This window comes from Streptomyces sp. NPDC045470, assembly GCF_040646595.1.
Classification (GTDB): Bacteria; Actinomycetota; Actinomycetes; order Streptomycetales; family Streptomycetaceae; genus Streptomyces.
In genome coordinates this window covers 206,323-225,149 of record NZ_JBEZAN010000007.1, presented here as the reverse complement: position 1 = coordinate 225,149, position 18,827 = coordinate 206,323, and the positions used below count along the sequence as shown (strand labels likewise).

At 71.9% G+C, this 18,827-nt stretch carries 15 protein-coding genes; 6 read left to right on the top strand and 9 right to left on the bottom strand.

The window, feature by feature from the left end; translation table 11 throughout:
- Positions 1 to 177 precede the first annotated feature (177 nt).
- Together AB0A97_RS21995 and AB0A97_RS21990 are read right to left on the bottom strand one after the other, a co-directional pair.
- Complete coding sequence (locus AB0A97_RS21995) at positions 178 to 1,482, bottom strand: ATP-binding protein (protein ID WP_361152493.1); 1,305 nt, start codon at positions 1,480 to 1,482, stop codon at positions 178 to 180.
- Positions 1,483 to 1,495: 13 nt separating this feature from the next.
- Positions 1,496 to 2,149, bottom strand: a complete 654-nt coding sequence (locus AB0A97_RS21990) for a response regulator transcription factor (protein WP_361152491.1) — start codon at positions 2,147 to 2,149, stop codon at positions 1,496 to 1,498.
- Positions 2,150 to 2,319: 170 nt separating this feature from the next.
- Here AB0A97_RS21990 and AB0A97_RS21985 point away from each other — a divergent pair, with 170 nt between their 5' ends.
- Positions 2,320 to 2,847 (top strand): hypothetical protein, encoded by a 528-nt coding sequence (locus AB0A97_RS21985; RefSeq protein ID WP_361152488.1) that lies wholly within the window; start codon positions 2,320 to 2,322, stop codon positions 2,845 to 2,847.
- Between the two features lie 469 nt (positions 2,848 to 3,316).
- On the top strand, positions 3,317 to 5,362 hold the full coding sequence (locus tag AB0A97_RS21980) for a transglycosylase domain-containing protein (protein WP_361152485.1): 2,046 nt from the start codon (positions 3,317 to 3,319) through the stop codon (positions 5,360 to 5,362).
- A gap of 102 nt (positions 5,363 to 5,464) precedes the next feature.
- Here the strand turns inward: AB0A97_RS21980 and AB0A97_RS21975 are convergent, their stop codons facing one another.
- Both AB0A97_RS21975 and AB0A97_RS21970 read right to left on the bottom strand, forming a co-directional pair.
- Positions 5,465 to 6,742: a hypothetical protein gene (locus AB0A97_RS21975; RefSeq protein WP_361152482.1), complete on the bottom strand. Its 1,278-nt coding sequence runs from the start codon at positions 6,740 to 6,742 to the stop codon at positions 5,465 to 5,467.
- Positions 6,743 to 6,920: 178 nt separating this feature from the next.
- Complete coding sequence (locus tag AB0A97_RS21970; protein ID WP_361152479.1) at positions 6,921 to 8,057, bottom strand: amidase domain-containing protein; 1,137 nt, start codon at positions 8,055 to 8,057, stop codon at positions 6,921 to 6,923.
- A 245-nt stretch (positions 8,058 to 8,302) separates the two neighbouring features.
- Here AB0A97_RS21970 and AB0A97_RS21965 point away from each other — a divergent pair, with 245 nt between their 5' ends.
- Positions 8,303 to 10,693, top strand: coding sequence for an excinuclease ABC subunit UvrA (locus tag AB0A97_RS21965; protein WP_361152716.1), 2,391 nt, complete (start codon positions 8,303 to 8,305; stop codon positions 10,691 to 10,693).
- Between the two features lie 94 nt (positions 10,694 to 10,787).
- Here AB0A97_RS21965 and AB0A97_RS21960 read toward each other — a convergent pair whose 3' ends face one another.
- From AB0A97_RS21960 to AB0A97_RS21945, 4 genes are all read right to left on the bottom strand, one after another.
- The gene (locus AB0A97_RS21960; protein ID WP_361152476.1) at positions 10,788 to 12,425 is read right to left on the bottom strand and encodes a carboxylesterase family protein; all 1,638 of its coding nucleotides are present in this window, start codon (positions 12,423 to 12,425) and stop codon (positions 10,788 to 10,790) included.
- 197 nt (positions 12,426 to 12,622) lie between these two features.
- On the bottom strand, positions 12,623 to 14,362 hold the full coding sequence (locus AB0A97_RS21955; protein ID WP_361152473.1) for a glycoside hydrolase family 13 protein: 1,740 nt from the start codon (positions 14,360 to 14,362) through the stop codon (positions 12,623 to 12,625).
- Entirely contained in the window at positions 14,363 to 14,665 is a 303-nt protein-coding gene (locus AB0A97_RS21950) for a hypothetical protein (protein ID WP_361152470.1), read from the bottom strand.
- Positions 14,666 to 14,771: 106 nt separating this feature from the next.
- The gene (locus AB0A97_RS21945; RefSeq protein WP_361152468.1) at positions 14,772 to 15,722 is read right to left on the bottom strand and encodes a helix-turn-helix domain-containing protein; all 951 of its coding nucleotides are present in this window, start codon (positions 15,720 to 15,722) and stop codon (positions 14,772 to 14,774) included.
- Between the two features lie 297 nt (positions 15,723 to 16,019).
- Here AB0A97_RS21945 and AB0A97_RS21940 point away from each other — a divergent pair, with 297 nt between their 5' ends.
- Positions 16,020 to 16,487 carry a hypothetical protein gene (locus AB0A97_RS21940; protein ID WP_361152465.1) on the top strand — a complete coding sequence of 156 codons (468 nt, stop codon included), beginning with the start codon at positions 16,020 to 16,022 and terminating at the stop codon, positions 16,485 to 16,487.
- Positions 16,488 to 16,489: 2 nt separating this feature from the next.
- A complete protein-coding gene (locus AB0A97_RS21935; RefSeq protein ID WP_361152462.1) occupies positions 16,490 to 16,798 on the top strand; it encodes a DUF3817 domain-containing protein in 309 nt (102 codons plus the stop codon).
- A 46-nt stretch (positions 16,799 to 16,844) separates the two neighbouring features.
- Here AB0A97_RS21935 and AB0A97_RS21930 read toward each other — a convergent pair whose 3' ends face one another.
- Positions 16,845 to 17,579, bottom strand: a complete 735-nt coding sequence (locus AB0A97_RS21930; protein WP_361152459.1) for a phosphoribosyltransferase family protein — start codon at positions 17,577 to 17,579, stop codon at positions 16,845 to 16,847.
- Between the two features lie 625 nt (positions 17,580 to 18,204).
- Between AB0A97_RS21930 and AB0A97_RS21925 the strand changes: the two genes are divergently transcribed.
- Positions 18,205 to 18,804, top strand: coding sequence for a hypothetical protein (locus AB0A97_RS21925; protein ID WP_361152457.1), 600 nt, complete (start codon positions 18,205 to 18,207; stop codon positions 18,802 to 18,804).
- Positions 18,805 to 18,827: the final 23 nt, after the last annotated feature.

Below are 18,827 nucleotides of genomic sequence, written 5' to 3'. Positions count from 1 at the left end.
TCCGGTTTCCGCGCACGCCGAGCTCCCCCCGAAGAATTACAACGCCGCGCGGCCACACCGTTATCCGGGGCGCGCGGCGGCAGCTCTTGCGGCGAACATACCCGTAACGCGGCGGGCCCGCGCAGTGTCCAGACAGCGGAATATTGACGTCCAGAAGAAGGGGAATTCCCTGCGGCGTCAGTGGGCGACGGGCGGGAATTCGACGCGGATTTCGAGACCGCCTTCCGGCAGCGCCTCGGCATGCAGCTCCGCGTCGTGGGCGGCCGCGATGGCGGCGACGATCGACAGGCCGATGCCCTGGCCGTCGTGGCCGCCGAGCCGGGTCGCGCGCAGCCGCTGGAACGGCTGGAAGATCAGTTCGACCTGGGACGGGAGGACTTGGGGCCCGGTGTTGCGGACGCTCAGCGCCGGCCGCCCCGCGCACCGGCCTGTCCACACCCGCACCTGCCCGTCGGGCACGTTGTGCCGGACCGCGTTGTCGACCAGGTTGACGATCAGCCGCTCGACCAGCGGCGGGTCGCCCAGCACGGCGGCCGGCGCCAGCTCGCCGCCGATCCGCACACCGGGCGGGCCGTCGGCGTCCCGCGGCCGGTCCAGGTGGTCGGCGGCCAGCGCCGCCAGGTCCACCGGCACCCGCCGGTCCAGCCCGCGCTGGCTGCGGGCCAGCGTCAGCAGCGCCTCGATCAGCTTCTCCTGCCGGGCGTTGCTGCCCAGCACGCGGACGCACGTCTCCCGCAGTTCGGCGGCGCTCGCCCGCGGGTCGGCGAGGGTGATCTCCAGCAGGCTGCGTTCGAAGGTGAGCGGGGTGCGCAGCTCGTGGGAGGCGTTGGCGACGAACCTGCGCTGCGCCTCGAAGGCGGCCTCCAGGTGGTCGAGCAGCGCGTCGAACGTGTCAGCCAGGTCCTTGATCTCGTCGGACGGGCCGGGCGCGCCGAGCCGCCGGTGCAGGTCGCTGGCCGAAATGTCCTTCGCGGTGTCCGCCATGGTCCGCAGCGGCCGCAGCGCCCGGCCTGCCATCAGCCAGCCCAGCCACACCGACAGGAAGGTCAGCAGGACCAGCGCGATCCCGGAGGAGGTGAGCAGCTTCCGCAGATAGTCGCTGCGCTGCTGTTGGAGATACGGCTCCAGGTCCACCGTCGGAGCCGGTACGTCGGCGCCGAGGCCGCTGGGCGCCACGGAAGCGGCCGGCGGAGCGGGCGGCTCGACACCGGCCCACGGTGGCCGCCCGGCCACCAGCAGGTAGACCACGGTGAGCAGCAGCACGCCGGTGACCAGGAAGAGCGCGCCGTACAGGAGGGTCAGCCGGAGCCGGATGGTCCAGCGGACCTTGGCCAGGGGGCCGGAGGCGCGATGGCCGGACGTGGGGCGGTCGGACGCCGAACCACCGGACGTGGGACGGCCGGGGCCCGGCCGGCCGCGCCCCGGGTCGCCGGGCGGACGGCCGCCGGACGTGCGGCGGACCGGACGGAGTGTGCGGCGCATCCCCGGCCTCCCCTCAGATCCGGTAGCCGGCCTGGGCGACGGTCTCGATGAGCGGCGGATCGCCCAGCTTGCGCCGCAGCCGGCTCACCGTGACCTTGACCGTGTTGGTGAACGGGTCGGCGGCCTCGTCCCAGGCCCGCTCCAGCAGCTCCTCGGCGGAGACCACCCGCCCGCCGGCCGCCAGCAGCAGTTCGAGCACCGCGAACTCCTTCGGGCTGAGGTCGAGCCGGGTGCCCGCGCGCTGCGCGGTGCGCTTGCCCGGGTCCAGCTTGAGGTCGGCGTGGCACAGGACCGGGGGCAGCGCGGGCTGACTGCGGCGGCTCAGGGCCCGGATCCGGGCGACCAGTTCGGCGAAGGCGAACGGCTTGGGCAGGTAGTCGTCGGCACCGCTGGTCAGGCCCTCCACCCGGTCCTCGATCGTGGCGGCGGCGGTCAGCATCAGCACCCGCGCCGGGTAGCCCTCGGTGATCAGCGTCTGGCACACCTCGTCGCCGTGCAGGCCGGGCAGGTCGCGGTCGAGGACGACGACCTCGTACCGGTTGACCGCGGTGCGTTCCAGCGCGGCCGTCCCGTCCAGGGCGACATCGACCGCCATGCCTTCCCGGCGCAGGCCCGCGGCCAGCGTCTCCGCGAGATCGCGATGATCCTCCACCACCAGAATCCGCATGGCCCCCACCGTCGGTTCGGCACTGTTGTCCGTGATCTTGCGCGGCGGGCGGTTACAGCGGGGTAAGGGCTGGTCGGGGGTTACAGACGCCTAACACCCGATGTTCCGCCGCGGTAACCGCCCGGTTGCTGAACTGGCTTCCAGACGTCCAGCGTCCCAGAGGAGTTGACATGTCGGCACCGTCCGAAGAAGAAACACCACCCCGTAGGAAGCGCAGGCTGTTCGCCGTCCCGCTGCTCGTCGCGGCGCTGGCGGCCGGCGGGACCGCCCTGGTGCTCCAGACCTCGTCGTCCGCGGCCCCGGCCGCTGCGTCGCGGTCCGTCGCCGGTGCGGCGCAGGCTGCGTCCTCGACGTCCGCTTCGGGCGGTACGGGCAAGGCGGCCGCCGGGGACTCGGCGACGCGGGAGCGGCAGGCCGAGGCGTTCACCCAGTGCATGAAGGACAACGGGATCAAGGACTTCCCGGGGATCACCGTCAAGGAGAACGGGCAGCTCCAGCTCAAGGCCGGCGGCACCGTCAACCCGGTCTCCAAGGCGTACCGGACCGCGGCCAAGGCATGCGCGTCGAAACTGCCCGAGAACAGCAGCCTGCCGAAGGAGCCCGCGGCGGTGACGCCCGAGACTCCGGCGCTCGGTTTCACCTGCACCGAGGACTGCCCGGCGGCGCCCAAGGCACCGAGTCTGCCTTCCGAGTTCTGACCTTCCGGCAGTACGTCCAACCGCCCCCATTGGGCGGTTGGACATTCTCGGCACGCCCTTATTCCACGGAATCCGGCCTGTAACCACGGCGTAACCGCAGGACCGGCATCATGGAAGATTCGCACTACGCCCAAGAATTCCGGCCGTTGTTCGAATAACCGGCTCCATTCGCTTCGCCGAGCCCGGTGGCCGCCGAATTCGATGTCCTCCCCCAGGGCCGCCGGAGACCACGCGGCCGCCCCGGCCGTCCCCCGTGCGCACGACGACCGGCCGGTGCGCCGCACCTCGGTCTCCGGCGGTCCGCCCCGCCGCCGGCCGTCCGGACCCGCGCCACGGCCGGCCGGCGGCACCACCGGCCGCCCCATCGCCCCGTCGCCCCGTCGCCCCGTCGCCCCGTCGCCAGGGAAACGTAACGTTTTCGTGGCAGAGCAGAACATTCGTACGGGGAGTAATCCCATAGGGTCGAGCAGTGATCGAACGTCGAAAAGGGGCACACGCCCGGGCCACCGCCGCCGCGGGCGGCCGATGGTCCGTCCTCAACCGGTGGTGGGCCGCCAACCGCCGCAGTCTCCGGCTCCGCCGCCCGGCCTACCCGCGCCCGGGGCGCACCGGCTTCCGGCGCTGGGTGCCGTCCTGGCGCCAGACGCTGGGGCTGACCGGCTCCTGCTTCGGCGTCCTGGCCATCCTCGTGGCGATCATGTACGCGCGCACCGAGATACCCGCCGACCTCAACGCCTTCGCCACCCAGCAGGACAACGTCTACTACTGGGCCGACGGCACCGAGATGGCCCGTACCGGCGACATCAACCGGCAGGACACCCCGCTCGACGCCGTTCCCGAACACGTCCGCTGGGCCGCGCTCGCCGCCGAGAACGAGACGTTCTACTCCGACAGCGGCATCTCGCCCAGCGGCATCCTCCGGGCCGCCACCAGGATGGTCACCGGCGGCGACACCCAGGGCGGCTCCACCATCACCCAGCAGTACGTGAAGAACGCGTACCTCAACCAGGACCAGACCTTCACCCGCAAGCTCAGCGAGATGTTCATCGCGATCAAGCTCGACAACAAGATGACCAAGGACGAGATCCTTGAGCGGTACCTGAACACGAGCTGGTTCGGGCGCGGCACCTACGGCATCCAGCGCGCCGCGCACGCCTACTACGGCAAGGACGCCGCGCAACTGAACGCCAGCGAGGGCGCGTTCCTCGCCTGCCTCCTCAAGGGCGCCGCGCTCTACGACCCGGCACTCGGCGCCGAGCCCCGCAAGCGCGCCGTGGAGCGCTGGAACTGGGTGCTCGACCGGATGGTGGCCATCGGCAAGCTCTCGCCCGAGGAGCGGGGCCGCTACACCCGCTTCCCCGAGCCGCAGGCCCCGCCCAAGCCCGCCGGGCTGACCGGCCAGAACGGCTACCTCGTGGAGACCGCCCGGGCCTACGTCGGCGCGCACACCGACGTCTCCGAGAAGGAATTCGCCCTCGGCGGCTACCAGATCCACACCACCTTCGAGGCGCCCCGGACGACGGCCCTGACCAAGGCCGTCGAGTCCGTACGGGCCAAGCTCGACCCGGTCGGCCGCGCGGCCGACCGCCACGCGCGGATCGGCGCGGCCTCGGTGACCACGGACGGGCGGATCGTCGCCCTGTACGGCGGCCCCGGCTACCTTGAGCAGGGTTTCAACGACGCCAACTCCTCGGTGGTGCCGGCGGGCAGCGCCTTCACGCCGTTCGTCTACGCGGCGGCGCTGCGCGACGGTGTCGAGCGCGAGCGCGGCAAGCCCCGTACCCCGGTCACGCCGGCCACGGTCTACGACGGCAACAACAAGATCACGCTGCGGACGCCGGAGGGCCCGTATTGGGACCGGGCCGGAAAGATCGCCAAGGCGGAGAACGACGGCGGCAGGTCCTGGGGCAGGATTCCCCTCAAGAGCGCGGTCGCGCAGTCCGTCAACAGCAGCATCATGCAACTGGGCATGGACGTGGGCCTGGAGCGGGTCGGCAAGGTGGGCGTGCAGACCGGGCTGCTGGAGAGCAGCCTCGGCGAGAAGCTGCCGTCCTTCGCCCTGGGCACCGCCACACCCAGCGCGATCCGCATGGCCGACGCGTACGCCACGTTCGCGGGCCGGGGCAAGCACAGCGAGCCGTACTCGGTCGGCAAGCTCATGCGCAACGGCAGCGACGTGCCGGTCGAGAAGCCGGCTGCCGCGCAGGTGCTGCCGCAGGACGTGGCGGGTGCCGTGGACGACGCGCTGCGCGAGGCCGTCAGCCGGGGCTCGGCCACCGCGGCGAAGGCTGCGGGTCCGGGAGCGGCCGGCAAGACGGGCACCGAACAGGAGAACAAGTCGGCCTGGTTCGTCGGCTACCGCGGCACCGTGTCGACCGCCGTCTCGCTCGCCCGCATCGACCCCAAGAGCCAGGAGCTGCTGCCGCTGGACGGCATCGGCGGCCGGGCGAAGGGCGCGGTCGGCAGCCCGTACCCGACCGACATCTGGACGCGCTACATGGCCGCCACCCGGTAGGGCGCCCACCGGGAAAGCCCCCGGCCCGCGATTCCCTTCGGGGGGCGCGGGCCGGGGGCTTTGGCGACTCCTGGCGTACCGGCGGCCGGGGCCGTGGCCGGGCTACTTGACCACCGACGACCAGTCCGTGATCTGCGCCGGGTCGAGTCCGCGCATCCGCTCCAGGACCGCGGGGTCCTGGGCGTCCAGCCAGTCGGCCACCTGCTTGAAGGTGACGCAGCGCACCCCGTCCCGTTTGCAGACCGACTTCACGAGGTCTTCGATGGCTTTCATGTAGATGCCGCCGTTCCAGTCCTCGAAGTGGTTGCCGATGAACAGCGGCGCCCGGCTCCCGTGGTAGACGCGGTTGAATCCGTTGAGGTATCCGTCCCGGGTCAGCTTCCGCCACTGCGCGTACTTCGCCGGGTCGCCCTTGGTGTTGTCACCGGACTGGTTGTAGAGGAAGTTGAAGTCCATGGACAGGACCTGCTTCTCGCTCTGCGGATAGGGCAGCAGTTGCAACGGGAAGTTCCATATGCCGTTCTTCTTCGACGGCCATATCTGGAAGTCGCCGGGCGAGCTGGCGTCGTAGCGCCACTTGAAGTCCTTGGCCGCGGTGAGCAGGTTCTCCTGACCCTCCAGGCACGGCGCACGTCCGCCCACCAGCTCCTTCTTGTAGTCGAAGGGCAGCGGGGGCAGGCTCGTGTACCCGGTGTTCGTCTTCCAGTTCTGGACAAAGGAGTACGCCTGCTCGATCTCGCTCTTCCACTCCGCGACGCTCCAGTCACCGCCGCCCTTGGCCCCGCAGAAATGGCCGTTGAAGTGGGTGCCGATCTCGTTGCCGTCCAGCCACGCGCCCCGGACCTGGCGCAGGGTGTCCTTGATGTGCTCATTGGTCGCGTACGAAATCGCCGAGGCGCCCGGCTTGTGCTGCGGCGGCTTGTACATCGTCGCCTTCGCTTTCGGCAGGAGATAGGTGCCGGTGAGGAAGAACGTCATCTTGGCGTTGTTCTCCTTGGCCACCTCCCGGAAATGCGAGAAGAGATGGTCGTCGCCCTCCAGCGCGCCGTCCCAGGAGAACACCACGAACTGCGGCGGCTTCTCGCCGGGCTTGAGCTTCGCGGGCTTGGGCTGGTGGGGCTGGGGGCCGGTGTACGACGTCGAGCCGTCCCCGAGCACCTTGACCTTGCCGTCCCACTTCTCCTCGGGCTTCGGCTTCGGTGTCTCCTTGCCCTGGCCCGCGCCGCCCTCCGGCGGGGCCGGCCTCGGCTGGGCGGCGTCCTGCGACGGCGCCGCCTTCGTGTCCCCACCCTGGTCGTCGGAGCCGCAGGCCGTCAGGCCGAGGGCGAGAGCCGCCACGGTGACCAGCGCCGGCGCGCCGAGCACGCTCTTCTTCGACATTTCCCTACCCCCTGGCACCAAAACACGTGTTCTGGCCCAAGTATCACAGAGGAGTCATGCCACTCATCAGCCCCGGGCGCTGTATTGCGCCACACCGCGGGCCCGGCCGGTCCGCCGGGTCCGCGGCCCGCCGCGTGGACGGCGGCCGGGCGGCGCGACGGGCCGCCCGGCCCTGCCGTCAGGTGCGGTAGGCGTAGTAGACCGAGTCCGGGTAGGACGCGATGATGCTCGCCACCGACTTCCGGTAGGTGTTGGTCGAGTGGTACGTCAGGTACGGCACGCCGTAACTGCTGCGGTACGTCGTCATCATGGAGTGGTCCTTGGACCCGTCCCCGTCGAAGTCCATCTGCATGACGTCGCCGACGTCCATCTGGTAGACGTTCGACAGGCTGGTCACGCGCCGGGAGTTCAGCGCGTACCAGGACCACTCGTTGGCCCCCACCCAGCTGTCGGACTGGTGGTTCGCGTCGTACCACCACTTGCGGTAGTCCGAGGCCGAGCCGCCCTCCGTCTTCCAGCCGCCCGCCTTCAGGGCCTGGCTGAGGAAGTTCGTGCAGTCACCGCCGGCCGCGTTGAACTTGCGGTACTCGGGGTTGTAGTTCCGCCAGTACTTCTCCGAGTACGCGGCCATCGCGGCGTAGTCGAGACCGCCGGTCACCTGCTTGCGGGGGAACGGACGCGCGGGCCGCGAGATGCCGGCGGCCGGCGCGCTGGGCATGGTGTTGCCGTCGTCCGCGACCGCCGCCGTCCGCAGCGTGGGGGCGTTGATCGCGCCGGGGCCCTCGTCCCGGGACCTGATCCCGGTCAGCTCCCAGGTGCCGCCCGGGACCGCGGTGAAGTCCAGCTCGTGGCGGGCCTTGAAGCCGGTGGTGGCCGGCTCGTCCCCGCGGATCTTCTTGTACGTGAGCGTGGTGCTCTCGGTGACCTCCACCGTGGCGCGCCGGCCGGTGAGCCGGGTGCTGTCCACGGTGACGCGGGTGTCGGCGGCGGTGTACGCCTCCCCGAGGCCGGCGAGCCGCTTCTTGCGGGCCCGCAGCGAGGACACCCCGGCGTCCTCGGCCCGCGCCAGGCGCGCCGACAGGCGCACCTGCTTGCGGGGCAGCTCGGCTATTCGGCCCGAGCGGTTGTCGAGCAGCGCCGCCGTCCGCTGTGTCAGTACCGCGTCGGCGGTGCGGGTGAAGGTCTGCGTCGTCGCCTGGTCCGCAGCGGCGGTCCGCGGCGCGGCGGCGGCGGCGGACGAGGCGGGCAGGCACACGGCCACCGCGGCCACGGTGAGCACCGTGCCGACGGCGGACCTGAGGATCGTTGATGTCACGAATTTTCCCCTTGTCACCCCGGCCCACCCGGGCCGGGCAGGGAATCTTTGCACAAAATACCCAACAGTGGATCACTGGTCCGAAGAAGGCCGCGCCCACCGCCCGCCGGGCCCGGCGAAGCCGGCCGATTCGATCACGAATCGAGAAGCGCCGGACCCCGTCCCCGGCTAGCGTCATGGCCGTGGACAGCATCGTCCGCACCGGCGAGACCGCGCAGGCGGACCGCGTGACCGAGGGAGACCCGATGAGCAAGGCCGTACGACCGGACCCGCAGTCGCCTGCGCCGCACGTCGCCGACCGGCACGACCTGATCCGGGTGCTCGGCGCGCGGGAGAACAACCTCAAGGACGTCAGCGTCGAGATCCCGAAGCGCCGGCTGACGGTGTTCACCGGCGTCTCCGGTTCGGGCAAGAGTTCGCTGGTGTTCCACACCATCGCCGCCGAGTCGCAGCGGATGATCAACGAGACGTACAGCGCCTTCGTACAGGGCTTCATGCCGGCGCAGCCCCGGCCCGAGGTGGACGTGCTGGAAGGGCTGACCACCGCGATCATCGTCGACCAGCAGCGGCTGGGCGCCGACCCGCGCTCCACCGTCGGCACCGTCACCGACGCCAACGCGATGCTGCGCATCCTCTTCAGCCGGCTCGGGCAGCCGCACATCGGCTCGCCCGGCGCGTTCGCCTTCAACGTCCCCTCGGTCCGGGCCAGCGGCGCGATCACCGTCGAGCGCGGCGGCAAGAAGGCGGTGAAGGCCACCTTCAGCCGGACCGGCGGCATGTGCCCGCACTGTGAGGGCCGGGGCGCGGTCTCCGACATCGACCTCACCCAGCTCTACGACGACACGAAGTCGCTCGCCGAGGGCGCGTTCACCATCCCCGGCTGGAAGTCGGACAGCTTCTGGACCGTACGGGTCTACGCCGAATCGGGCCTCCTGGACCCGCACAAGCCGATCCGCGACTTCACGGAGCAGGAGATGCGGGACTTCCTCCACCGGGAGCCGACCAAGGTCAAGGTCGAGGGGGTGAACCTCACCTTCGAAGGACTGATTCCCAAGATCCAGAAGTCGTTCCTGGCCAAGGACCGGGAGGCGATGCAGCCGCACATCCGGGAGTTCGTGGACCGGGCGGTCACTTTCCGGGCGTGCCCCGAGTGCGACGGCACCCGGCTGAGCGAGGCTGCCCGGTCGTCGCTGATCGACGGGACCAGCATCGCCGACGCCTGCGCGATGCAGATCAGCGACCTGGCCGCCTGGGTGCGCGGCGTGACCGGACCCTCGGTGGCGCCGCTGCTCACCACCCTCGGGCGCACCCTCGACTCGTTCGTGGAGATCGGCCTCGGCTACCTCTCGCTGGACCGGCCGTCGGGCACCCTGTCGGGCGGCGAGGCCCAGCGCGTCAAGATGATCCGCCACCTCGGCTCGTCGCTCACCGACACCACGTACGTCTTCGACGAGCCCACCACCGGTCTGCACCCGCACGACATCCAGCGGATGAACGACCTGCTGCTCCGGCTGCGGAACAAGGGCAACACGGTGCTCGTCGTGGAGCACAAGCCGGAGACCATCGCGATCGCCGACCACGTCGTCGACCTGGGCCCCGGCGCCGGCCCGGCGGGCGGCACGGTCTGCTTCGAGGGCACCGTCGAGGGGCTGCGGGCCGGCGGCACCGTCACCGGCCGCCACTTCGACGACCGGGCCGCCCTGAAGGAGACGGTGCGCGAGCCCACCGGCGCGCTGGAGATCCGCGGCGCCACGAAGCACAATCTGCGGAACGTCGACGTGGACCTGCCGCTCGGGGTGCTGTGCGTGGTGACCGGCGTGGCGGGCTCCGGCAAGAGTTCGCTCGTGCACGGCTCGCTCCCGCCCGGCGCGGGGGTGGTGTCGGTCGACCAGACGCCGATCCGCGGGTCGCGGCGGAGCAACCCGGCGACGTACACCGGGCTGCTCGACCCGGTCCGCAAGGCGTTTGCGAAGGCCAACGGCGTGAAGCCGGCGCTGTTCAGCGCCAACTCCGAGGGGGCCTGCCCGCACTGCAACGGTGCCGGAGTCGTCTACACCGACCTGGCGATGATGGCCGGCACCGCCTCCACCTGCGAGGAGTGCGAGGGCAAGCGCTACCATCCGTCGGTGCTGGAATACCGCCTCGGCGGCCGTGACATCAGCGAGGTGCTCGCGATGCCGGTGACCGAGGCCACGGAGTTCTTCGGCGACGGCGCGGCCCGGACCCCGGCGGCCCTCCGCGTCCTCGGCCGGCTCGCGGATGTCGGGCTCGGCTACCTCGGCCTCGGCCAGCCGCTGACCACCCTGTCCGGCGGCGAGCGGCAGCGGCTCAAGCTCGCCACGCACATGGCCGAGAAGGGCGGCGTGTACGTCCTCGACGAGCCGACCGCCGGGCTGCACCTCGCCGACGTCGAGCAGTTGCTCGGTCTGCTCGACCGGCTGGTCGACTCCGGCAAGTCGGTGATCGTCGTCGAACATCACCAGGCGGTCATGGCGCACGCCGACTGGATCGTCGACCTGGGACCGGGCGCCGGCCACGACGGCGGCCGGATCGTCTTCGAGGGCACGCCCGCCGATCTCGTGGCGGCCCGTTCCACCCTCACGGGCGAGCATCTGGCGGCGTACGTCGGCGCCTGAGCAGGGCACACGGGGCGGCGGGGCGGGCGAGGACACCGTCCCGCCGCTCACCTTCCGCACACGGAAACCGGTCCGTGCACGGAAACCGGTCCGTTCACGGAATCCGGTGCCAGAATTCCAGAGCGTGCTCCCCGGCGTAATCGACCGGTGCGATCCGGTCGGTCGCCAAGGAATGGGTGTACGGACGCGCGTCGGCGTTCCGGTACGGGCGCCACACCGGCAGCCGGGGGCCGTTCGGCGTCCCGGTGCGGGCGAAAGCCGCCCAGTGGTTCGTCATCGTGTCCGAGAGCCATCGCTGCGCCGCCGTGAAACGCCGCTGCGCCGCCTCCTCCTCGAACAGGTAGGGCGTATCGCCCGCGTGATAGGCACCAAAATCGAAACGGCCGGGCAGGGGCAGGTACATGGGGGCGTTCCGGTCGGCGAATTCATAGGCGTAGGTCGGTACGCGCCGGGCCAGTGCCGTGTGCTGCGTGTACGTCCCCCTGGCCCACATCCGGTCGGTGACGACCGCGGACCACGCGATGGCCGGAGAAGGGTATTCCGACAGCGGGTACTTCGCGCGCACCCGGCCCGCTCGGCCGCCGAACGCGGTCACGAGAGCCTGCCGGTAATTCTCGCTCGTGAAAGGCTTGTTGACGGCGTCGTACTGGAGGCCCACGAAGGTCCGGTGTTCGTCACGGGTCGCGCCGGAGAGCACCGGTACACGGTGGAAACGGCCCGCGCGCAGGGCCTTCGGCGGGAGTGCCGGAAGCGTCGCGTTGCCGTATCCGAACGCCTGGAAGGCGTTCATGATGTACGGCACCTTGAGGATTTTCTTGACCGGCAGGGCCCGCAGGCACCGCAGGGTCCGTGCGGGATCGGGCGCCGCACAGCCGAGCGGCGCGGTCATCTCCGCGCTGATCTCCTCCATCTGGCGGGCCGGGCGCCAGACGAACCACGGGTAACCGGGCACGCCGGGCCCCATGGTCCCGGCGGGCATGTCCATCATGCCCTCACCGCTGGACAGCGCGGCCCGGTGGAACAGCCCCCGGGCGCCCGGCGAGGTGAGGTGCCCGGTGATGGCCGAGGCACCGTACGAGGAGCCCGCCACCGTCACGTTCCCCGCGTCGCCGCCGAAGACGCCCGCGTTGCGCCGCACCCAGCGCAGCGCGGCCTGCTGGTCCTGGAGGGCGAAGGTCCCCGAGCCCTTGAGGCCCGGGTGGGCGAAGCCGCCGAAGACCCCCAGCCGGTAGTTGACCGTGACGACCACGAGGCCGCGGTCCGCGAGCCGGCGCGCGTCGAAGAAGCTGCCGCCGCCGACCGACCCGTCCCCGTGGATCCACACCAGTACGGGGGCGCGCTCCCGTACCCGGGCGGGCGCGGTGACGTTGAGGACCAGGCAGTCCTCCTCCTCGCTGGACACCTGCGCGTACGCGGACGGGACCTGCGGACACAGCGGCCCCGGCCGGGTGGCGTCCCGGACCCCGCGCCACGGCGCCACCGGGCGCGGAGCCGCCCAGCGGTAGGCGCCTTCGGGAGGTCCGGCGTACGGGATGCCCTGGAAGGTCCGGTGTCGGGCGGTCCGGACGCCCCGCACCGGACCGGTGTCGGTCCGTACGGTGACGCGGTCCGGCCCGGCGCCCGGCTCCGCCCGCGCGCCGACGAGTGCGGCCGGGACCGTCGTCCCCGCGCACAGGAACGCCACGATCACCGTGGCCCCGGCCCTCCTCTTCGGCCCTCTGCGACTCCTCATGAGCGGTCTCCTCCCAGAAGCGGCGCCGGGACGCGCGCCCGCGCGGCGCGCACCGGTCGTGGAGGAAACGGCGGCAACGGCCCCACGGACACGGCAGGACAGGGCCGGATACGGCAACACGGCCGGACACGGATGCGCGCCCACACCCCGCCCGACGGAACCCCGGTGTCCCCGTCCTCCGCTGTCCTCCGCTCGGCTCAGTCCGTCGCCACCCGGACCCAGGCCGTCGTCCACGGCGGCAGCCGGTCCCCCGTGACGGGCGCGGAGGACAGCAGCAGGGTGCCGTCGGGCCGTGGCCGCGGGGTGTCGGACAGGTTCGCCAGGCAGTGCCAGCCGCCCGAGCGGCGGAAGTGCAGCAGTCCTTCGGCGGCCGCGGTCGGACCGCTGACCCATTCCAGGGCCTCGTCGGCGAGCAGTTCGCGGCGCAGACGCAGTGCGGCGCGGTACAGCTCCAGGGGTGCGGCGGGGTCGCCTTCCTGCGCCTCGACGGACAGTTCGCCCCAGTACGGCGGCTGCGGCAGCCAGGAACCGCCGCTGCCGAAGCCGTACGAGCTGCCGCCGCGCCGCCAGGGCAGCGGCACCCGGCAGCCGTCCCGGCCCTTCGACCGGCCCTGACTGCGGACCCACACCGGGTCCCGCAGGTCGGCGCGGTCGAGGTCGGCGACCTCGGGCAGGCCCAGTTCCTCGCCCTGGTAGACGTAGGCCGCGCCGGGCAGCGCCAGCATCAGCAGGGTCGCGGCGAGCGCGCGGCGCAGCCCGTACTCCCGGTCGAGGGCGGGCGCCAGGCCGTCGGACAGCAGCCACGCCTCCTCGTCGCAGCCGTCCGGCAGGCCGTGCCGGGAGGCGTGCCGGATCACGTCGTGGTTGGAGAGCACCCAGGTCGCGGTGGCTCCGGCGGCGCGGGCGTCGGTGAGCGCGGTGTCGATGGAGGCGCGTACCTCGCCGGCGTGCAGGGACGCCGTCAGGAAGTCGAAGTTGAAGGCTTGGCCGAGTTCTTGCGGGGTGGCGTAGGCGGAGCGGCGGGAGTTGCGTACCCATGCCTCGGCGACCGCGATGCGCGGCGGGTCGTACTCGTTGAAGACCTTGCGCCAGTCGCGGAAGATCTCGTGCACCTCGTCCCGGTCCCAGAAGGGGTGACTGCCGTCCTCGGGCAGGTCGTCCGGTTCGTATGCCTCGACACTGCCGATGTCGCGCAGCGGCGCGGCCAGGTCCTTGGCCAGGCCGTGGGCCACGTCGACGCGGAAGCCGTCCACCCCGCGGTCGGCCCAGAAGCGCAGCGTCGTACGGAACTCGGCGCGCACCTCGGGGTGGTCCCAGTTGAAGTCGGGCTGCTGCGGGGCGAAGAGGTGGAGGTACCACCAGCCGTCGGGCAGCCGGGTCCAGGCGGGCCCGCCGAAGCAGGAGATCCAGTCGGTGGGCGGCAGTTCGCCGTGCTCGCCCTTGCCCTCGCGGAAGACGTACCGTTCCCGCGCGGTGGACCCGGGGGCGGAGCGGAGCGCCTCCTGGAACCAGGCGTGCTGGTCCGAGGAGTGGTTGGGGACGATGTCGACCATGACCTTCAGGCCCCGCCGGTGCGCCTCGCCGACCAGCGTGTCGAAGTCGGCGAGGGTGCCCAGGCGCGGGTCGATGTCGCGGTAGTCGGCGACGTCGTAGCCGCCGTCGGCGAGCGGGGAGGGGTAGAAGGGGCTGAGCCAGACGGCGTCCACCCCCAGTGCGGCGAGGTGGCCGAGCCGGGAGGTCACGCCGGGCAGGTCGCCGACGCCGTCGCCGTCGGAGTCGGCGAAGCTGCGCGGGTAGACCTGGTAGACGACGGCCTGCCGCCACCAGTCGCGGGTGTCACGGCCGGTGTTCCCGGTGCCTGCGGCGGAGTGCTGTGCGGTCACGTGGCTGCCTTTCGGTTCGTGGTACGGAAGGAAGGAGCCTCCGGAGACACGCATTCACCCGGGTGTGCGGCGCCCGGTGGCGCCGGCTCCCGGAAGTCGCGGGCCCGGGCAGCGGTGGATGAGTTCGGGGTCTCCCTCGTCGAACCCGTGGAGCAGGCCCACCGGGCGCCGGCCGGCGCGTCGCAGCAGGTGCTGCACGGGGTGGTTGGAGATGTGGGTCGAGGTGAACAGCTCGGCGGTGGTACATGCGGTCTCGACGGCCGTGAGGAGACATGGTCCCACGCCGCGTCCGCGCGCGCCCGCTGCGACCGTCAGCAGGGTGCCGAAGCCCCGCGCGAAGAAGCTTTGCTCCGGCACGCCGTGTCCCAGGGGCCCGGCAGCGCCTCGGGCCACCTGGAACTCACCGCGGTCTTCGGGTCCATGGGTGCATCGTGACAGCGTACGAGGGGTGGGGGGCGGTTCTTCAGGGCGTGTGGGAGCGAAAGGCGGAACGGTAGGACTGCGGTGTGACGCCGACGACGCGCTTGAACCGTTCACGGAACGCGGTGGGCGAGCCGAAACCGGCCTGGGAGGCGATGCGTTCGACGCCGTGCTCGGTGGTCTCCAGCAGGAACTGCGCGCGCCGCACCCGGGCCCGCAGCAGCCATTGCAGCGGTGTGGTGCCCGTCTGTTCCCGGAAGCGGCGGCTGAACGTCCGCTCGCTCAGCCTGCTGCGCGCGGCCATCTCCGCGAGCGTCACGTCCTGGGCGAGATGGTCCTCGATCCACGCCAGCACCGGTTCCAGCAGGGAGCCCTGGGGCACGGGCGGCCTGGTCTGCACGATGAACTGCGCCTGCCCGCCCTCCCGTTCCAGCGGCACGACCGACAGCCGGGCCGAGTCGGCGGCGACCGCCGAGCCGAGGTCCCGCCGGATGATGTGCAGGCACAGGTCCGTTCCGGCGGCGGCCCCGGCCGAGGTCAGGATCTGGCCGTTGTCCACGTACAGCACGTCCGGCCGCACATCCACGAGCGGGAACCGCTCGGCCAGCCGGTCGGCCGCCACCCAGTGCGTGGTCGCGCGCATCCCGTCCAGCAGACCGGCCGCGGCCAGGACGAACGCGCCCGTACAGATGGAGACGACACGGGTGCCGGCGGCCGCTGCCGCGCGCAGGGCGTCGAGCACCTCCGTACCCGGGGGCGCGGCGTCCTCGGAACAGCCCGGCACGACGACCGTGTCCGCCTCCCGCAGCGCCTCCAGGCCGTGCGGAGCGACGAGCGTGAAGGTCTCGGTGGCGACCTGGGGCCGCGGTGCGCAGACCTGGACCCGGTACGGCCGGCGCCCGTCCGCCAGCCGGGCGCGCCCGAACACTTCGATCGGGGTCGCCAGATCGGCCGCCACCACATGGTCCAGCGCCAGTACCGCCACCGTATGCATGGAGGCCACGGTAAGCGAGAACCCGCCGGTCGCAAACACCCAGGCCACAGGGGTTCGAGGAGCTTGAGCGCAGACACGGGCGGGTGGCGGGAACCCGTTGGAAATTGTCGTTTCAGCCCATGGGGCCCCGTCGCGGGCCCGGCCTAGCCTGACGCTGCAAGATCCCGGGCGGTGGCGCAGGAGTGGCTGCCGCCCTCCCCGAACGGAAGAAAGAAGCACCCGTCCCATGCCTGTCGCCCCGTCCCGCCCTGCCGCCGCTCCCCCGGCAGCGCCGCCCGCCCGGTCCGGAGCGGGCCGGTGACGAAGTTCCTCCTCGCCGTGCACGTCCTGGCAGCGATCGTCGCCATCGGCCCGGTGACCGTGGCGGCCAGCATGTTCCCCGCGGCGGTACGCCGCGCCCAGGAGTCCGGCCCGGACGCCGCCACGCTCTCCGGGGTCCGGCTGCTGCACCGCATCTGCCGCGTCTACGCGGGCCTCGGCCTGGCCGTACCGGTCTTCGGCTTCGCGACCGCGAGCAGCCTGGGCGTCCTCGGTGACGCGTGGCTGATCGCCTCGATCGTCCTGACCGCCGCCGCGGCCGGGGTGCTCGCACTCCTGATCCTCCCCGGACAGGAGGTGCTGCTCGGCCGGCTGGACGGTGCCGGGGCCTCGGTGGAGCGTGGCGCCACCGCACGGCTCGCGATGCTGACCGGCGTCTTCAACCTGCTGTGGGCCGTGGTGACCGTCCTCATGATCATTCGCCCCGGCTCGACCACGGGAGCGTGACCGTGCGCCGCGACAGACACCTTCTCCGCATCGCAGCGGCCGTCGAACTCGCTTCTCTGGTCGTCCTGTTGACCAACCTCGCGACCGTGCATCTGCCTGCCGTCTCCTCCCTGGCAGGCCCGGTCCACGGCTGCGCCTACCTCTTCACCGTCGTCGCCACCGCACGCGACCCGCGACGCTCCGCCCCGGCCGTGGGCCTGTCCCTGCTTCCGGGCATCGGCGGCCTGCTGGCCGTACGACGCCTGACACGGACCACGGAACACACCGGCCGTGGCGGGACCTCTCTCCGAGAGACGCCCGGGAGGCGCTGAGCGCGCAAGGAGCCCGAGAATCCCACCGGTTCGACGCGGCCCGGTCTCACCTGGCGGAGGACGCGGCGCGCAGCACAGCGATCACCTCGTCGTCGCCGACCTGGTCGAAGTCCTCGTACCACTCGCCGACCGCGCGGAAGGGGTCCGGCTGGTGCAGGACGAGCACGCGGTCGGCCTCCCCGGCCAGTTTCATGACGGCGTTGCGGGAACCGACCGGTGCGGCGAGCGCCAGATGCGCGGGCCGTCGGCGGCGCAGGTGCCGCAGGGCCGCGAGGGCGGTCAGGCCGGTCGCCAGGCCGTCGTCGACGAGGAGTACGGGCCGCCCGGAAACGCGGGGCTCGGGACGGCCCTCGCGGTAGAGGTCCTCCCGCCGGTGCAGTTCGGCGCGTTCGCGTGCGACGGAGGGAGCGAGTCCGTCCTCGGCCAGGCCCAGGAACCGCAGGGCCCGCTGGTCGAAGACGGGCTGTTCCTCGCCGACGAGGGCGCCGATGCCGGTCTCGGGCGAACCGGGTACGCCGATCTTGCGGGCCACCAGTACGTCGAGCGGCGCCCGGAACTCCCGGGCGACCTCAGCGGCCACGGGCACACCGCCGCGCGGCAGGGCCAGGACGAGCGGGTCGGCGGCCCCGTACGGCCATGCCGCGGTGTCGGGTGCGTCGGATGTGCCGGACGACGTGCCGGACGGGGCGGGCGTGTCTGACGGGCCGGTCGCAGTGCCGGTCGGCGCGCGCAGCCACTGGGCGAGTGCCCGGCCCGCGTGCCGGCGGTCGGTGAAGCGCATACATGCTCCTTGTCCTCGGGCGCCGAGAGGGGGTTCGGGACGTACCGCGGCGACCGGGACAAGCCGCCTCTGCCTGCCACCAGGGTGATCAGAAGTGCGCGTGTGGGGGCAGGGCTTCGGCCGGATAGACAGTACCGCTGGACCCCACCATGAAGGGTGCGGGAACACGACACCGAAGGGAGGGAAGAGCCCTGATCCGCGTGATCATCGCGCTGGCGTCCTCCCGGGGTACGGACCGCGTCTGCCCCCGGAGCGGACGAGCGCCTTCACCGGACCGCGCCTCGACCGTGCTGACGAACGATCCGCCCCTGTGCCCGGTCACCGGGCGCGACGAACCCGCGCGGTGACCGCCATTGACGGCGGGGAGCTCGTGGCACCGGTGGCATCGGCCACGAACGGGACGCCGGACGCCGCAGCCGTGCCGGCCTGGCCGGATGTCCGTGCACGAAGCGGCCGTGGAGCACTACGCGGACGAGCGAGTGCGCCACCCGAGCTTCCGGGGCTGGTGGCGCGTCGCGATCCTGCCTGCTCACCGAGCAACCCCCAGCCCGCCCTTGGGGCACGACGGGGTACAACCAGGGATGTCCCGGATGAAGTCGCAGGCCGGCGTCACGACCCTTGAGGCATGACAACAACAGCACAGCGCTCGCTTCTCTTCGGCCCCCTCCTGTTCGGCGCCTACGGAGTGATCCGTCTCCTCGACGGGCTCGACGGGATCAGGGGGCCGGGGCTCGCCTGGACGACAGGGCACCTGTGCTTTCTTGTCGGCCTGTTCTTCTTCGCCCAGGGATTCGCCGCCATGCGGAAGGCAGCGGGAAGCGACCTGTGGTCCTCGGCGGGGTGCTGGGCCGGCGGCGCAGGAGTCGTCGCGCTCGCGGTCCAGTTCAGCGTCGACATCACGACGGGACTGATGGCGGACAGTCATACGGAGATGGCCGGGCTGACGCGTGCCTTCCAGTCCGTACCGGGCGTCGCATTCGCCTTCTACCTCGTCGGCCCGCTGCTCTTCTTCGTCGGCCAGTTGCTGCTGACCGGCCGGCTGGCCGCCCTGCGTACCCTCGCACCGTGGGCGCCGGTCCTCGTCCTCGCCGCCGCTCTGCTCACCTTCGCGTTCATGGACCTGATCCCGCTCGGTGCCGTACTGCTTCTGCTCGCCTGCTCCCCGCTGTGGCGGACCGGCGCCTCCCTGGCCGCGGCCGTGTCCTCCTCGCGCCCACGGGCCTGAGGCGGCGGCCCCGCCGGTCCGGA

Bases quoted from the DNA above. Each gene is read 5' to 3' on its own strand.
- AB0A97_RS21965 (WP_361152716.1), top strand. From the start codon at position 8,303: ATGAGCAAGGCCGTACGACCGGACCCGCAGTCGCCTGCGCCGCACGTC.
- AB0A97_RS21960 (WP_361152476.1), bottom strand. From the start codon at position 12,425: ATGAGGAGTCGCAGAGGGCCGAAGAGGAGGGCCGGGGCCACGGTGATC.
- AB0A97_RS21930 (WP_361152459.1), bottom strand. From the start codon at position 17,579: ATGCGCTTCACCGACCGCCGGCACGCGGGCCGGGCACTCGCCCAGTGG.
- AB0A97_RS21990 (WP_361152491.1), bottom strand. From the start codon at position 2,149: ATGCGGATTCTGGTGGTGGAGGATCATCGCGATCTCGCGGAGACGCTG.
- AB0A97_RS21995 (WP_361152493.1), bottom strand. From the start codon at position 1,482: ATGCGCCGCACACTCCGTCCGGTCCGCCGCACGTCCGGCGGCCGTCCG.
- AB0A97_RS21925 (WP_361152457.1), top strand. From the start codon at position 18,205: ATGACAACAACAGCACAGCGCTCGCTTCTCTTCGGCCCCCTCCTGTTC.
- AB0A97_RS21955 (WP_361152473.1), bottom strand. From the start codon at position 14,362: ATGCGTGTCTCCGGAGGCTCCTTCCTTCCGTACCACGAACCGAAAGGC.
- AB0A97_RS21945 (WP_361152468.1), bottom strand. From the start codon at position 15,722: ATGCATACGGTGGCGGTACTGGCGCTGGACCATGTGGTGGCGGCCGAT.
- AB0A97_RS21975 (WP_361152482.1), bottom strand. From the start codon at position 6,742: ATGTCGAAGAAGAGCGTGCTCGGCGCGCCGGCGCTGGTCACCGTGGCG.
- AB0A97_RS21985 (WP_361152488.1), top strand. From the start codon at position 2,320: ATGTCGGCACCGTCCGAAGAAGAAACACCACCCCGTAGGAAGCGCAGG.